At 63.0% G+C, this 13,807-nt stretch carries 15 protein-coding genes; 13 read left to right on the forward strand and 2 right to left on the reverse strand.

Annotated elements, in window-relative coordinates; translation table 11 throughout:
- Positions 1 to 4: 4 nt before the first annotated feature.
- Positions 5 to 724, reverse strand: a complete 720-nt coding sequence (locus tag FHX03_RS14965) for a GntR family transcriptional regulator (protein ID WP_003592247.1) — start codon at positions 722 to 724, stop codon at positions 5 to 7.
- A gap of 201 nt (positions 725 to 925) precedes the next feature.
- Between FHX03_RS14965 and FHX03_RS14970 the strand changes: the two genes are divergently transcribed.
- From FHX03_RS14970 to FHX03_RS15015, 10 genes are all read left to right on the forward strand, one after another.
- Positions 926 to 1,756 (forward strand): substrate-binding periplasmic protein, encoded by an 831-nt coding sequence (locus tag FHX03_RS14970; protein WP_183854303.1) that lies wholly within the window; start codon positions 926 to 928, stop codon positions 1,754 to 1,756.
- Positions 1,757 to 1,818: 62 nt separating this feature from the next.
- Positions 1,819 to 2,601: an amino acid ABC transporter ATP-binding protein gene (locus tag FHX03_RS14975; protein ID WP_131710635.1), complete on the forward strand. Its 783-nt coding sequence runs from the start codon at positions 1,819 to 1,821 to the stop codon at positions 2,599 to 2,601.
- A gap of 9 nt (positions 2,602 to 2,610) precedes the next feature.
- Positions 2,611 to 3,273 carry an amino acid ABC transporter permease gene (locus FHX03_RS14980; RefSeq protein ID WP_183854304.1) on the forward strand — a complete coding sequence of 221 codons (663 nt, stop codon included), beginning with the start codon at positions 2,611 to 2,613 and terminating at the stop codon, positions 3,271 to 3,273.
- A 9-nt stretch (positions 3,274 to 3,282) separates the two neighbouring features.
- Positions 3,283 to 3,951: an amino acid ABC transporter permease gene (locus FHX03_RS14985; protein WP_183854306.1), complete on the forward strand. Its 669-nt coding sequence runs from the start codon at positions 3,283 to 3,285 to the stop codon at positions 3,949 to 3,951.
- A gap of 30 nt (positions 3,952 to 3,981) precedes the next feature.
- Positions 3,982 to 4,860: a dihydrodipicolinate synthase family protein gene (locus FHX03_RS14990; RefSeq protein WP_183854308.1), complete on the forward strand. Its 879-nt coding sequence runs from the start codon at positions 3,982 to 3,984 to the stop codon at positions 4,858 to 4,860.
- 58 nt (positions 4,861 to 4,918) lie between these two features.
- Positions 4,919 to 6,157, forward strand: coding sequence for an NAD(P)/FAD-dependent oxidoreductase (locus FHX03_RS14995; RefSeq protein ID WP_183854310.1), 1,239 nt, complete (start codon positions 4,919 to 4,921; stop codon positions 6,155 to 6,157).
- A 34-nt stretch (positions 6,158 to 6,191) separates the two neighbouring features.
- Positions 6,192 to 7,682 (forward strand): aldehyde dehydrogenase family protein, encoded by a 1,491-nt coding sequence (locus FHX03_RS15000; protein WP_183854312.1) that lies wholly within the window; start codon positions 6,192 to 6,194, stop codon positions 7,680 to 7,682.
- On the forward strand, positions 7,679 to 8,713 hold the full coding sequence (locus FHX03_RS15005; protein WP_183854314.1) for a proline racemase family protein: 1,035 nt from the start codon (positions 7,679 to 7,681) through the stop codon (positions 8,711 to 8,713). The genes FHX03_RS15000 and FHX03_RS15005 overlap by 4 nt, the downstream gene beginning before the upstream one ends.
- Before the next feature lie 9 nt (positions 8,714 to 8,722).
- Entirely contained in the window at positions 8,723 to 9,487 is a 765-nt protein-coding gene (locus tag FHX03_RS15010) for an SDR family NAD(P)-dependent oxidoreductase (protein WP_097624335.1), read from the forward strand.
- A gap of 9 nt (positions 9,488 to 9,496) precedes the next feature.
- A complete protein-coding gene (locus FHX03_RS15015) occupies positions 9,497 to 10,252 on the forward strand; it encodes an SDR family NAD(P)-dependent oxidoreductase (RefSeq protein ID WP_131710640.1) in 756 nt (251 codons plus the stop codon).
- Positions 10,253 to 10,263: 11 nt separating this feature from the next.
- Here FHX03_RS15015 and FHX03_RS15020 read toward each other — a convergent pair whose 3' ends face one another.
- Positions 10,264 to 11,259 carry a LacI family DNA-binding transcriptional regulator gene (locus FHX03_RS15020; protein ID WP_131710681.1) on the reverse strand — a complete coding sequence of 332 codons (996 nt, stop codon included), beginning with the start codon at positions 11,257 to 11,259 and terminating at the stop codon, positions 10,264 to 10,266.
- Between the two features lie 300 nt (positions 11,260 to 11,559).
- On the opposite strand from FHX03_RS15020, the gene FHX03_RS15025 reads away from it, so the two are divergent.
- From FHX03_RS15025 to FHX03_RS15035, 3 genes are read left to right on the forward strand one after another with little or no spacing between them, the layout of a single operon-like run.
- On the forward strand, positions 11,560 to 12,354 hold the full coding sequence (locus tag FHX03_RS15025; RefSeq protein ID WP_183854316.1) for a TIM barrel protein: 795 nt from the start codon (positions 11,560 to 11,562) through the stop codon (positions 12,352 to 12,354).
- 26 nt (positions 12,355 to 12,380) lie between these two features.
- Complete coding sequence (locus FHX03_RS15030; RefSeq protein ID WP_183854318.1) at positions 12,381 to 13,400, forward strand: Gfo/Idh/MocA family oxidoreductase; 1,020 nt, start codon at positions 12,381 to 12,383, stop codon at positions 13,398 to 13,400.
- A 55-nt stretch (positions 13,401 to 13,455) separates the two neighbouring features.
- Entirely contained in the window at positions 13,456 to 13,782 is a 327-nt protein-coding gene (locus tag FHX03_RS15035) for a MurR/RpiR family transcriptional regulator (RefSeq protein ID WP_097624339.1), read from the forward strand.
- Positions 13,783 to 13,807 lie beyond the last annotated feature (25 nt).

The following is a 13,807-nucleotide window of genomic DNA, read 5'->3' on the forward strand; positions in this document are numbered from 1 at the left end:
GCTGTTACTCCGCAGCCCGCAACGGCCCCAACGCGACATCCGTCGTGTAGTTCTCGCGCATGAAGTTGATGAAATTGTCTTGGAATTGGCGCGTATGGGCATGGGCGAGCTCATCGGCGAGCTCGACGTTCTTGTCCCTGATGGCATCGAGCATCAGCGTGTGCTCGTCGGTCAGCAGATAGCCCTCATGGGTCCGCTCCAGATATTCGAAATGCAGGTGGAGCATGCGCTGTCCCTGCGACAGCAATTTCTCGTAGAAGGAGGCGAGGTACTGATTTTTTCCGGCATGGGCGATCGCCATGTGGAATTCCTTGTTGGCCTCCGACATGGCGAGATGATTGCCGGTTTTAACCGCCGCTTCGAAGATCTTCAGCCGCTTGGCGATGGTCTTGAGGTCGGCCTCGGTCCGGAGCGCTGCGGCAAGCCGCGTATTCATTCGCTGCGCGATGTCGAGCGCCTCGACATATTTGGGAAAGGTCGCGACTTCGATCGGCGCGACGATCGTGCTGCGGTTGGAAAGCGTCACTACCAACTCGTCGGCGCCGAGCCGGATCAGCGCTTCACGCACTGGCGAGCGCGACATGTCGAAGCGTTCGGCAAGCGTCATCTCGTCGAGAAGCTGACCGGGCGGCAAAGCAAGCGACAAAATCTCGTTGCGGAGCGTTTCGTAAACGCTCTTCCAGCCGGTCCCGCGGATGCGTTTCACTTCCGATTCATCAGACACTTAAGTCCCTTTCTCCAGGCGCGGATCCCATTGGGCCAGAAAAACAGCGTGTCGGCAATGTAATTTTTCCGCTTGACTTTGTCGACACGCTGTTGACATGATCTGTCCAGTCGACACGCAGCCGACAAAAAACCAATAGAAACGGCCAGAGCCGACGAGTGGAACCGCGCGCTTTCGCGCACAGCAAAAGAGGAATGCCCAATGCTTTCTTTGATAACGTCCGCCTTGCGGGCGCTGCCCGTGCTCGCCCTGATGGCAGGTCTTTCCGCAACCGCCGCACACGCCCAGACCACTGACGGATATTGGCAGGGCGTGCAGAAGGCAGGCACGCTGCGCTGCGGCGCGGCCGTTGCGCCGCCTTATGTCATGCGCGATCCGGCGACGGGCGAGTACACCGGCTTCTTCGTCGATCTCTGCAAGGAATTTGCCAACGTCCTCAAGGTGAAGCCTGAATTCGTCGATACCACCTGGGACAATATCGTTGCGGGTCTGCAGGCGGGCAAATGGGATCTGTCGCTGGCGCTCAACCGGACACCAACTCGCGCCATGGCCGTGCAGTTCTCGATCCCGGCGATGGAGTACCAGATCTCGCTCGCCTACAATAAAAACAATCCGAAGATTACCACCGGTGCCGCTTCGGTGGCCGATATTGACAAATCAGGCGTGACGCTCGCCGTCATGTCCGGCACGGCGCAGGACAAAGCCATTTCCGCTGCGGTGAAGAACGCCACGATCATGCGCCTTCCCGGCAATGACGAGACCCGGCTGGCGGTCACCTCGAAGCGCGCCGACATCCTGGTCGACGCCTCCGATACCAATCAGCTCTTCACCCAGTCGAACCCGGATTGGGCGGTTGCGCTCAACCCGACGCCGGCTCTTGCCAAGCAGGGTGTCGCTTTCGGTCTGCCGCATCAGCTTTCGGCCGCCGATGTCGAAGTGGTCGATATTTTCCTCGAAGAGAAGGTCGCCACCGGTCACGTCGATGAGCTGATCCGCAAGGCGGTCGACGACGTGCTCAAGGGCGCAAAGTAACCTCGCCGGGCCGGTGCGGGGATCGCGCCGGCCCTTCCAGCTTCGATCATCGGAGATTGGCCATGACCACCTCCTTCAGCCTTCCCCTCGTGAAAATGCAGGCGCTCCACAAAAGCTATGGCAACGGAGCAATCCAGGTGCTGAAAGGCATCGACATTGAAATGACGCGCGGCGAACGCGTCGTCGTCATCGGTCCGAGCGGCGGCGGCAAGAGCACGCTACTCAGGGTGATGATGGGCCTGGAGCAGATCGACAGCGGCTCGGTCAGATTCGACGGCAAGGCCTATATTTCTTCCGATGGCGGTGCCAGGAAGACCCAGATCGACACCAATGTCCGCCGCTCGATCGGCATGGTCTTTCAGCACTACACGCTGTTTCCACATCTGAGCGTCATTCAGAACCTGATCCTCGCACCCTGCAAAGTGCGCGGAGAAAGCAAGTCGAAGGCGACCGCTCGCGCCCAGGCTCTGCTCGAGCGCTTCGGGCTCGGCGCCAAGGCCAATGCCTATCCGGCACAGCTTTCCGGCGGCCAGAAGCAGCGCGTCGCCGTCGCCCGCGCATTGATGCTCGATCCGAAGCTGATGCTGTTCGACGAGGTTACCTCGGCGCTCGATCCGGAACTCGTGAGCGAGGTGGAGCAGGTGATCCTGCAGCTCGCCGCCCAGGACATGCCGATGATGATCGTCACCCACGACATGTGGTTCGCCAAGAACATCGCCTCGCGCGTCATCTTCTGCGCCGGCGGCGTGGTCGTCGAGGACGGCCCGCCCGAGCAGGTGCTCGGCGCTCCGCGCGAGGAACGCACCAAGGAATTCATCGACCGCGTCTTCCACATCAAACAGTAGGAGGCACAGATGAACTACACGTTCGATTTCAACGCCGTCTCCATCGCTCCGCTGCTGCAGGGGCTGTGGGTTTCGCTGCAGCTGACAGCGGCTGCGAACGCCCTCGGCATCGTCCTGGGCTTCGGACTCGCCCTCCTGATCATGAGTCCGATCAAGGTCGTGCGGCTGCCGTTCATGCTGTTCGTCGAATTCTTCCGCTGCACGCCGGCGATCGTCCAGATCGTCTGGATATTCTACTGCGTGCCGATGCTGTTCGACGTCTTCCTCGACCCGATGACGATGGGCATCATGGCCCTCGGGCTCAATCTGATGGCGTTCAATGCCGAGGCCTACCGGGCATCCATCCAGGCGGTGCCGCGCGAGCAGCTCGATGCCGGCATCGCGCTCGGTCTCAATCCGCTGCAGCGGGTGCTCTACATCGTCTTCCCGACGGCGTTCCGCGCCTCGATCCCGGTGCTTTTGACCAACGGCATCGTCATTTTCCAGCAGAGCGCGCTGGTCGCGATCGTGGCGATCCAGGACCTGATGTACCAGGGCAAGACTCTGGCGACGGAGACCTATCGCCCGATCGAGACCTTCACGGTCGTGGCGCTCATCTATTTCGCCGTGTCCTTCCCGATCACCCAGATCGTCGGCCTGCTCGAACGCCGCCGCCAGATCCTCGTCAGCTAGGAGGCCAGCATGATGACGCTCGATTTCTCGATCCTGCTGCGCTTCGAAAACGCGCTGCTGCTCGGCCTGTGGATGACGATCAAGCTGACAATCATCTGCATCGTGCTTGGATGCTCTCTCGGCTTTCTCGTCGGTTTGGCCCGCGCGTCGCGCAATTTGGCGCTTCGCGCCATTGCAGGCACCTATGTCGAATTCTTCCGCGGCACGCCGGTCCTTATCCAGCTCTTCTGGATCTTCTTCTGCCTGCCGCTGCTCCTCGGCGTCGAGCTTTCGAATCTCGCATCGGGCGTCATCACGCTGACGCTCTACATGGGCGCGATCACCAGCGAAACGTTCCGCGCCAGCCTCAAATCCATCGGCCGCGAGCAGTTGGATGCCTGCGTCGCACTCGGCCTGCCGCGCAGCGCCCAGGTCGTCAACGTCGTGCTGCCGCAGGCGGTGCTGCGGGCCATCCCGACGCTGCTGTCGAACTGCGTCAGCCTCTTCAAGGAGAGCGCGCTCGTCTCCGCCGTCGGCATGGCGGACCTGATGTTCGTCGGCCAGAACATCTCGAACAACACGGCCCGCCCGGTCGAAGTGCTGACGGTCGTCGCGCTGATCTACTTCGCCATTGCCTTCCCACTGACGCGGGCGGTTTCCCTCATCGAGGGACGCATCCTCAAGAAGCTCGCAATCTGAAAACCGTCATTCCCAGGACAGGAGAATCCCATGAAACTTTCCGGCGTCATGCCCGCCCTCATCACACCCTTCGACGCGAGCAACAAGATTGACGTCAAGGCGTTCGAAAAGCTTCTGACACATCTGCGTGAGGCAGGCGTCACCGGCTGGGTTCCGAATGGGTCCACAGGTGAATATTTCAGCCAATCCAGGGAAGAGCGTCGTGACGTGCTGCAGTTCGTCAAGGAGTTTGCCAGACCGGGCGAAATTCTGATCGCCGGCACCAATGCGCCGGCGACCCGCGAGGTGATCGAGCAGACGGCGATGGCACGCGACATCGGCTATGACACGGTCCTGCTGGCGCCGCCATTCTATACCCGTCCGACGCAGGCGGAGCTCATCAAGCACTACGAAGCCGTGCTCGGTGCTGTCGATGTGAACCTCGTGCTCTATTCCTATCCGGCCAAGGATGGTTCGGACATCGGCTTCGAGCTGATGGATCATTTTGCCGATAATCCGCGGGTGATCGGCATCAAGGAAAGCTCGGGCGTTTTGCAGCGCGCCATCGACATCGCCAGCCGCTATGAGGGCAAGATCCAGCTCGTCAGCGGCTCGGACGATATCGCGCTCGATTTCATGTTCTGGGGCGCGGAAAGCTGGATCTGCGGTCCGTCCAACTGCATGGCCAAGGCGTGCTGCGATCTCGACCGAACCTACAAGGCGGGAGATCTCAGCAAAGCCCGCGAGATGATGAAGACCCTCTATCGGGCGATGAACATCCTGGAGAGCGGCAAGTTCGTGCAGAAGATCAAATATGGCTGCGAGCTGCAGGGCTTGTCCGTGGGGACGTGCCGCGCGCCGCTCGGCGAGCTGACCTCGGAGGAAAAGGCCGAGTTCAGGGCGGCGATGGAGCCGATCCTCAACTGGTAGCAGGAACAGGCCGGGGCGGCCGAACCGCCCCGGGATCTCTGAATTTACGAGGTTCGCCGTGTCATCCATCGTGATCGTCGGCGCCGGCATTATCGGCGCCACCATCGCCTATGAACTCCAGCGCCGGGGAAACGACGTCACCCTGATCGACAGGGCTGCCCCCGGCATGGGCGCCTCCTACGGCAATATGGCGAGCATCGCCGTCACCGAATTCATGCCGGCTTCGCGTCCCGGCATCTGGGCGCAGATGCCGAAATGGCTGCTCGACCCGGAGGGGCCGGTGCGCATCCGGCCCGCCTATCTGCCGAAACTGGTGCCGTGGTTCCTGAGGTTCCTCGCCGCCAGCCGCCCCTCAAAATTGAGGGAGCTGGAAGCGGCCGGCGCCGTGCTCTGCGGCCGCGTCTATGAAGACCTTGACGTGCTGCTCAAGGAGACCGGTCTTGCGCATATGCTGACGGCCGAGGGCTGCCTCAGCCTCTATACTGACGACGCCGAATTCAGGGCGGATCGCGAACATATCGATATTCTGGAGCGTTTCGGCTTCCGGCACGAAATCCTCGGCGGCAACGCCATCCGGGATCTCGAGCCGGCCTTGACCGCTAGGATTGGCAAGGCGGTACTCTTTCCCGACAATCGGTCGATCACCGATCCGTACAAACTCGTCGCCGCCCTCATCGAAAAATTCCAGGCGCTCGGCGGCCGGATCGTCGAGGCCGACGTCGCAGGCTTCGAGCAAAGCGAGGCCGGCGTCTCGGCTCTGCGTCTGGCGGACGGGCGCACCCTTGCGGCGGAGAAGGTGGTGCTCGCGGCCGGTGCCTTCACCGCCCGACTTTCCGCGCTGCTGCGTGAACATATCCCGCTCGAAACCGAGCGCGGCTACCACACGCAGATCATGGAGCCCGGCATTTCGATGCGCCATTCGATCATCTGGCCGGCGCGCGCCTTCATGGTGACGCCGACGGGGGGCGGCATCCGCGTCGGCGGCACGGTCGAAATGGCCGGCCTCGACGCCCCGCCGGATTACCGGCGCGCAAAGATCCTGGTGAAGCGGGCACAGGAAGCATTGCCGGAGCTGAAGGCCGAAGGGGTGACGGAGTGGATGGGGCATCGCCCGGCAGTGCCCGATACCGTGCCGGTCATGGGACTGTCCGCCAAGCACCGCAACGTTTGGTACGCGACCGGCCATGGGCATCTCGGCCTGACCTATGCCGCCACGACCGGCCGGTTGATGGCCGATCTCGTTACGGGCGTTGAACCGCCCGTGGACATGAAACCCTATCGCGTCGACCGCTTCTGAGCGCGGCGCCGACGCAAGGCAAAAGGGAGTGAACATGCGAAGCGAACTCTACATTGATGGACAGTGGGTGAAGCCGGTCAAGGGCGGCGTCTGCACGGTGACGAACCCGGCAACGGAAGAGGTGATCCAGACGATCGGCGCGGCAACGGCCGAGGATGTCGACCTTGCCGTCAAGGCAGCGCGCCGGGCCTTCGACAAGGACGGCTGGCCGAAGTTGACGGGCGCCCAGCGCGCCCGATATCTCCGGGTCATCGCAGATGGCATCCGCGCCCGCCAGGCCGAGATCGCCCGCCTCGAGGTCCTCGACAACGGCAAGCCGTTCCCCGAGGCCGATTGGGACGTCGCCGACGCCGCCGGCTGCTTCGATTTCTACGCGGGTCTCGCCGAACAGCTCGACAACAATCCCGAGGAGACGATCGCGTTTCCCGATCAGCGCTTTACCTCCAAGGCGGTACGCGAGCCGCTCGGTGTCGCCGGCGCGATTATCCCCTGGAACTATCCGCTGCTGATGGCGGCATGGAAAGTCGCCCCGGCACTGGCCGCCGGCTGCACGGTGGTGCTGAAGCCCGCCGAGCTGACATCGCTGACGGCGCTTGAACTGGCGGTGGTTGCCGACAAAGCTGGGCTGCCGCCCGGCGTGCTCAATATCTTGACCGGCGCCGGGTCGGTCGCCGGCCAGGCGATCATCGATCACAAGCAGGTCGACAAGCTCGCCTTTACCGGCTCGGGGCCGGTCGGCTCGAAGATCATGGCGGCGGCCGCCCGCGACATCAAGCGGGTCAGCCTCGAACTCGGCGGCAAGTCGCCCTTCGTCGTCTTCGAGGACGCCGATATCGACAAGGCTGTCGAATGGATCATGTTCGGCATTTTCTGGAACCAGGGTCAGGTCTGCTCGGCAACGTCGCGGGTCCTCGTGCAGGACACCATCTACGAGCGGCTGCTCGCACGACTGATCGAGGAGACGAAGAAGATCAAGATCGGCAACGGTCTCGACGAGGGCGTTCTCCTTGGGCCGCTGGTTTCCAAGCGCCAGCACGAGCAGGTTGTTGCCGCGATCGAAGCGGCGCGGCAGGCCGGTGCGACGGTCGCCTGCGGTGGAGCCCGCCCGGAAGGATTCGACAAGGGCTATTATCTCCAGCCGACCGTTCTGACCGATGTTCCGCTCGACAGCGCCGCCTGGGTGGAGGAGATCTTCGGGCCTGTCGTCTGCATCCGGCCGTTCAGGACCGAGGAAGAGGCGATCGAGCTCGCCAATGATTCCCGTTTCGGCCTCGCCGCCGCTGTCATGTCGAAGGACGACATCAGGGCCGAGCGCGTTGCCGCCGCCTTCCGCGCCGGCATCGTCTGGATCAATTGCTCGCAGCCGACCTTCACCGAGGCGCCCTGGGGCGGCTACAAGGAATCCGGCATCGGCCGCGAACTTGGCCGCTGGGGCCTCGACAACTATCTCGAGACCAAGCAGATCACCCGCTTCGTCGGCGAGGATCCCTGGGGCTGGTACATCAAGCCGGAGGCGGCCGAATGAACTGGAACCGCAGCCTCGACCTGCTGCAGGTCCACTGCCAGGGCGAGATCGGCAAGGTTATCGTCGCAGGCGCGCCCGAAATACCGGGCGCGACCATGCTCGACAAGATGAACCACATCAACACGGTGGACGACAGCCTGCGCCGCTTTGTCACCTTCGAGCCGCGCGCCAACGTTGCCATGTCGGTGAACCTGCTGGTCGAGCCGACCCGCGCCGACGCCGATGCCGGCTTCATCGTGTTGCAGGCCGACCGCGCCCACCCGATGTCCGGCAGCAACTGCATCTGCGTCGTCACCGCACTGCTCCAAAGCGGCCGGGTGCCGATGTCGGAGCCGGAGACGGTGGTGCGGCTGGACACGCCCGCCGGCCTGATCGTCGCGCGCGCCACCTGCCGCGACGGCCGCTGCCTTTCGGTCAGCCTCGACAATGTGCCGAGTTTTGCCGAGGCGCTCGACAGTGAGGTGGAGACGCCGAAATGGGGCCGCATCAAGGTCGATGTCGCCTTCGGCGGCGTCTATTACGCGCTTGTTGATGTCGACCAGCTCGGCCTCGATATCGCTCCGGCCAATGCCCGGCTGCTGGCAGAGGCCGGCATCGAGCTCAAGTCGCTCCTTGCCGGGCAGGTCTCTGTCGCCCATCCCGTTTTAACCGGCGTCAACGAGATCGCCTATGTGATGTTCCGCGGGCGCGAGGCTGACGGGGCGGTCAGGACCTGCACGACGCTGCAGCCCGGCCGCGTCGACCGCTCGCCCTGCGGAACCGGCAGCTCGGCCAATCTGGCGACGCTCTATGCCCGTGGCGAAGTCTCGGTCGGAGACTTGAGAACGTCCCGGTCGATCATCGGCGGCGAGTTTCTGGCGGAGGCGATCGGCGAAGCCGAGGTGGGCGGCCGCCGCGCCGTGTTGCCGAGAATAACCGGCCGCGCCTATGTCTATGGCCGCGAGAAGCTGCGTATGTCCGACGACGATCCCTTCGCCGCGGGCTTTGCGCTCTCTGATACATGGGGGCCGCAGGTCGGCCTGCTCGGATAGGAGCCCGCAATGTCTTACCTTCAACCTCTGGCCGGCCAGACTGTCCTCGTCACCGGGGCATCCGGCGGAATCGGCGCAGCCATCGTCGAGCGCCTTTCGGCCGAAGGCGCGCGACCGGTCATCCATTACGGCCGCGACAGGCAACGTGCGGAAGCCCTGCTCTGCAAGCTTGGCGGAAACGGCCTGATCGTTCAGGCCGACCTCTCCCGTCCGGACGGCGCCTTCGCGCTTTGGGGCGATGCGCTTTCGGCGGCGGGACGGATCCATGCCGTCGTCAACAATGCCGGGGTCCGCAACGAGATTTCGATCGATGCCGATCCGGCCGATTGGCGGGCAGCCTGGCAGAAAGAGTTTCAGGTGAATTTCTTTGCCGCGGCCGATCTCTGCAAAGAGGCGCTCGTGCATTTCAAGCAGCATGACGGCGGGCGGATCGTCAATATGGCTAGCCGCGCCGGTCAGCGCGGGTACGCCGCCGACGCCATGCCTTATGGGGCGACGAAGGCGGCGCTCACCAATCTCACAAAGTCGATCGCGAGGAGCTTCGGTCGCGACGGAGTGGTCGCCGTCTCCGTCGCGCCGGGATGGGTGCGCACCGATATGGCCGAGGATTTCGTGGCAAGGCACGGCAAGGAGGCGGCGGTTGGCGATATTCCGATCGGCGCGATGGCCGAGCCGGGCGAGATCGCCGAGCTGGTCGCCTTCCTGCTTCGTCCGTCGCAGGCATCGGTCAACGGCGCGACATTCGACGTCAATGGCGGCAGCTACATCAGATAGGAGAACGGGATGAAGAGATTTCATGGCAAGGTCGCGGTCGTGACCGGTGGCGGCGGTGGCATCGGCTCCGCCATATCGAAGAGGTTGGCCGAGGAAGGCGCGCTGGTGGTGGTGACCGATGCCAACGCTCAGGCCGCAGGCGAAGTCGCGTCGCTCATCGAGGCGGCGGGCGGATCGGCGACCGCCATTGCGGCCGACATCTCCCGCAAGCCGGAATGTGTGGAACTTATCGAAAAAGCCTTTGCGATCAAGGGGCGGCTGGATGTGCTGGTCAACAATGCCGGCATCAACCGGCGCGGCAATCTGCTGGCGCTCTCGGATGAAGACTGGCAGCTGAGTTTCGCGGTCAATCTGGATTCGATGTTCCATCTCTGCCGCGCGGCCCTGCCGCATATGATCGCCGCCGGTGGCGGCGCGATCATCAACACGGCCTCGCAATGGGGGCTTTACCCCGCGCCGAACCACATCGCGTACAACACCACGAAGGCGGCCGTTGCCGCCTTCACCCAGAACCTCGCCCGCGACTATGCGCCGGACAAGGTGCGCGTCAACGCCGTGTGCCCCGGCGAAATTCGTACGCCGATGCTCGAAGCCGGCGTCAAGCGCTCCGGCCGGACGATCGCCGAACTCGACAGGCTCGTTCCCTACGGCCGCATCGGCCGTCCGGAAGAGGTCGCGGCCCTCGTCGCGTTCCTCGCCTCTGACGAGGCCGCGTTCATGTGCGGCTCTTTGGTGGAGATCACCGGCGCACAGGCCGTATCATAGCGCCCGGACGACTATGTCGAACTTCGGACGACGAGCCGGCCCGGCAGCGTCACAGTCTCCGGTTCGACGGCGCCCTTAATCATGCTGACGACAGCCCGCACCATCTCTTCCCTGGGTTGTTCGTAGGTTGTCAGTCCGTATCCGTATGATCCGCCGAGTTCGTAATTATCGAAGCCGACGATAGCGATGTCCTCGGGAATCTTCAGTCCGAAGTTTCCGCGAATCTCGTCCATTGCTCCCAGTGCGAGAATGTCGTTTTCGCACATCAGGACATCCACCCGCTTTTTCGCCGGCGTGCTCGCGAGATATGCCCGGACGGACGCCGCACCCGCGTCCGCACTGTACCTGTCTGCGGAAAGAAGTGAGATGTTTTGGATGCTGTGCTGGGCCCAGAACTCGAGGTAATGCTGACGTCGCCTCAGCGCCGTCGAGAGAGCGGCGGCCCCACTCATGAAACCGGGTCGCCGATAGCCTCGTTCATAAAGGTGACGGACGATGTCCCGAAGCGCCAGTTCGGCGTCGCATACGACGGCTGGGACGCCGTCGATCTGGCTGTCTCGAGCCAGAACGAACATGGGAGGCATTCCATGGCCGAGCTGCAGGTCGGTCAGCGTCTCATCGCGGAACGCGGTACCGAAGAGAATGATGGCGTCGACCTGACGCTGGTCGGCATGGAGCAGCGCGTTCACATGGTCGAAGTGATTGTTGATGTTGATGAGCATCGCAACCAGCCCCGCCGCCTGTAGCTGCTCCGTCAAGGTTTCGAGGAAAGGGAGTTTTTGCGGGTTGGCAAAATCGTCGACGAACACCGCCACCTGGCGCGTCGAGTTGGTCGCGAGACTGCGCGCCAAAAGGTTCGGCGTGTAGTTGAGCGCGGCTGCCATCTCCAGCACCTTCCGCTTACTCTCCTCGGTGATGGACGCGCCGGGTGTGAAGGCCCTGATGACCGTCCACTTCGATACTCCTGCGGCCTCCGCCACCTGTTTTGCCGTTGCCCGCTTGCGCATTACGCCTCCCGAAGAAAATAGAATAAACATTCCATTTTCTGATTCCGGTGAAATGAATGCTTGCTTTTAGCTTATTCCTGCATATGATGCACCTGCTTTGCACCCGGTAGCAAGCGTTTTGCACCCGGTAGTATTCGTTTTGTCCGTCCTGTGGAGGGGACGGTTGGAGGAGGAAAGGAACTTCAGTCGATCTCCGAGGAGCTTGGCGGAACGATTTGACGCGTCAAAAAAGCGAATTCGGTCCAGCACCTGCGTGCCGGACCACGGACACTCATACCCATGATCAGGGAAGAACCCGCAATGAGCAATTCCATCTCATCCCCCTTTCCATTGGCGGCTTGCGCCGAAATGCTCTGGCGCGATCGGCCCATCGAATGGCGTGCCTCACGGCTCAAGGAACTGGGTTTCGGCGTCGGTCTCTGGAACTGGCCGGAACATGACATTCGCAAGCTGGAGGCGACCGGCGCCACTTTCACCATCATGAACGGCTATCTCACGGGCCGGCTCACCGACGACGAGGGCGCGGATGAACTTCTGAGGACGGCGCGCCAAACTGCTGAGATCGGCAAGCGCCTCGGCGTTCAGCGGCTGAACCTTCACGGCACCGGTCTTGGCGACCGCGGCCTTCCGGTTCAGCCGATAGAGGTCGTCACGGGGGCGATGTGGATGAAGGCGCGCGACACGTTGCGCAGGATCGTCGACTTGGCGGAGGATGAGAATGTCGTCTTCACTCTCGAGAATTTGAACCTGACGGTCGACCACCCAGGTGTGCCGTTCGGGCGCGCGGAGGACACGATGGCGCTCGTTTCCAGCATCGACCATCCCCGTCTTCGCCTGAACCTTGATCTCTATCACGCCCAGATCGGCGAAGGGAACCTGATCGAGCTGTGCCGCAGGTGCTTGCCATGGATTGGCGAGATCCAGGTCGCCGACGTGCCGGGACGCTGCGAACCCGGCACGGGCGAGGTCAACTGGAAAGGGGTCGCCAAAGCGCTGACGACGATGGGCTACGCCGGTCCCGTCGGCTTGGAAGCCTGGGCTGCCGGCGATTCCGACGCCGCGCTCGAAGCCTTCCGCTCAGCATTCACCCTCTGACGTTTCAATCCTACAGGACCCGAACCATGCCCAAGATCAAGTCCGTCAACGTCGGCCTTATCGGCGCCGGCCGCATCGGCTCCTTCCATGGCCAATCCATCGCCCGCCGGCTGGTGGACGCGGAACTTGTCGCCATCGCAGATCCGGCGCCGGGCACCGCAGCGAAGCTCGCAGAGACGCTCGGTGTGGACGCCGCATATGCTGAGGTATCAGAACTCCTTGCCCATCCGGGGCTCGATGCGGTGGTTATCGCCACCCCCGCGCGGTTCCATACAAATGTGCTGGTGCATGCTGCCGAAGCCGGCAAGGCGATCTTCTGCGAGAAGCCGATGGCTTTGACCCTTGAAGATGCGGACCGGGCGATTGCCGCGGCCCATTCGGCCGGCGTGCCGCTCCAGGTCGGGTTCAACCGGCGCTGGGACCAAGCCTTTGCCGAGGGTCGCGCCGCCATCGACGCCGGCAAGATCGGCGCCCCGCAGCTCATCCGCTCCCTGACGCGCGATCCAGGCCCCTTCGGCGCCGATCCCGACCGCATCCCACAGTGGACCATTTTCTACGAGACGCTCATTCACGACTTCGACACCCTGCTTTGGCTCAATGCCAGCGCCAAGCCGGTCGAGGTTTTCGCGATGGCCGACGCGCTCCTCCGCCCGGATGCAAAGGAGAAGGGCTTCATCGACACCGCAGTGGTCAACATCCGCTTCGACAACGGCTCGGTCGCCGTCGCGGAGGCGAACTTCTCGGCACTTTACGGTTATGACATTCGCGGCGAGGTGTTCGGATCCGGAGGTATGGTCACCATGGGCGACGTCCGGCGGTCGAGTATGACCCTCTTCGACGAGGACGGTGTCTCGAACGATACGTGGCGACGGGACACCGATCACTTCGTCCAGGGGTACACCGCCCAGCTCGCCGCGTTCGTCGACGCCGTGCGCAATGGCGAATTCAAGGATGCTCCGACAGGCATGGATGCGCGCAACGCGTTGATGATCGCGCTCGCCAGCATCGAGTCCGTTTCGAAGAATCGGCCCGTGCTTTTGTCATGAAAGCCGGGATGCGCCGCCGAGCCGGCGCATCCCGCCTCAACAAGGAGCCGACACCATGAGCGCCGAGCGGACATTGCAGAAGCCGAACAGCGTCGCCGAACTGAAGGGCATGATTACGGCAGCCGGGTTGCGACTTCCCGAGCAGCAGGAGCGCGTGGCGCGCAAGATGCTGGCACGGCCCGATATCGTCGCCTTCGGAACGATAAGTTCCGTGGCGGGCGAATGCGTGGTGTCCCCTTCCACGGTGGTCCGCGTCGCCAATGCGTTGGGCTTCGACACCTTCAGGGAGCTGAAGTGTTTCTTTCAACAGCATCTGAGATCGATCTCCGGCGCTCCCCGTCCAACCATTTCCAAGACAAGGGCGTCTGCCGCAACGCATTGACGCGCCACAGGGGTTCGCATGAATT

The sequence above is a fragment of the Rhizobium sp. BK456 genome (genome assembly GCF_014194045.1).
In the GTDB taxonomy this organism is placed as follows: Bacteria; Pseudomonadota; Alphaproteobacteria; order Rhizobiales; family Rhizobiaceae; genus Rhizobium; species Rhizobium redzepovicii.

What these genes read in the sequence shown, in the direction of transcription:
- FHX03_RS14970 (WP_183854303.1), top strand. Translation starts at nt 926, where the DNA reads ATGCTTTCTTTGATAACGTCCGCCTTGCGGGCGCTGCCCGTGCTCGCC.
- FHX03_RS14975 (WP_131710635.1), top strand. Translation starts at nt 1,819, where the DNA reads ATGACCACCTCCTTCAGCCTTCCCCTCGTGAAAATGCAGGCGCTCCAC.
- FHX03_RS14980 (WP_183854304.1), top strand. Translation starts at nt 2,611, where the DNA reads ATGAACTACACGTTCGATTTCAACGCCGTCTCCATCGCTCCGCTGCTG.
- FHX03_RS14985 (WP_183854306.1), top strand. Translation starts at nt 3,283, where the DNA reads ATGATGACGCTCGATTTCTCGATCCTGCTGCGCTTCGAAAACGCGCTG.
- FHX03_RS14990 (WP_183854308.1), top strand. Translation starts at nt 3,982, where the DNA reads ATGAAACTTTCCGGCGTCATGCCCGCCCTCATCACACCCTTCGACGCG.
- FHX03_RS15000 (WP_183854312.1), top strand. Translation starts at nt 6,192, where the DNA reads ATGCGAAGCGAACTCTACATTGATGGACAGTGGGTGAAGCCGGTCAAG.
- FHX03_RS15005 (WP_183854314.1), top strand. Translation starts at nt 7,679, where the DNA reads ATGAACTGGAACCGCAGCCTCGACCTGCTGCAGGTCCACTGCCAGGGC.
- FHX03_RS15010 (WP_097624335.1), top strand. Translation starts at nt 8,723, where the DNA reads ATGTCTTACCTTCAACCTCTGGCCGGCCAGACTGTCCTCGTCACCGGG.
- FHX03_RS15015 (WP_131710640.1), top strand. Translation starts at nt 9,497, where the DNA reads ATGAAGAGATTTCATGGCAAGGTCGCGGTCGTGACCGGTGGCGGCGGT.
- FHX03_RS15020 (WP_131710681.1), bottom strand. Translation starts at nt 11,259, where the DNA reads ATGCGCAAGCGGGCAACGGCAAAACAGGTGGCGGAGGCCGCAGGAGTA.
- FHX03_RS15025 (WP_183854316.1), top strand. Translation starts at nt 11,560, where the DNA reads ATGAGCAATTCCATCTCATCCCCCTTTCCATTGGCGGCTTGCGCCGAA.
- FHX03_RS15030 (WP_183854318.1), top strand. Translation starts at nt 12,381, where the DNA reads ATGCCCAAGATCAAGTCCGTCAACGTCGGCCTTATCGGCGCCGGCCGC.
- FHX03_RS15035 (WP_097624339.1), top strand. Translation starts at nt 13,456, where the DNA reads ATGAGCGCCGAGCGGACATTGCAGAAGCCGAACAGCGTCGCCGAACTG.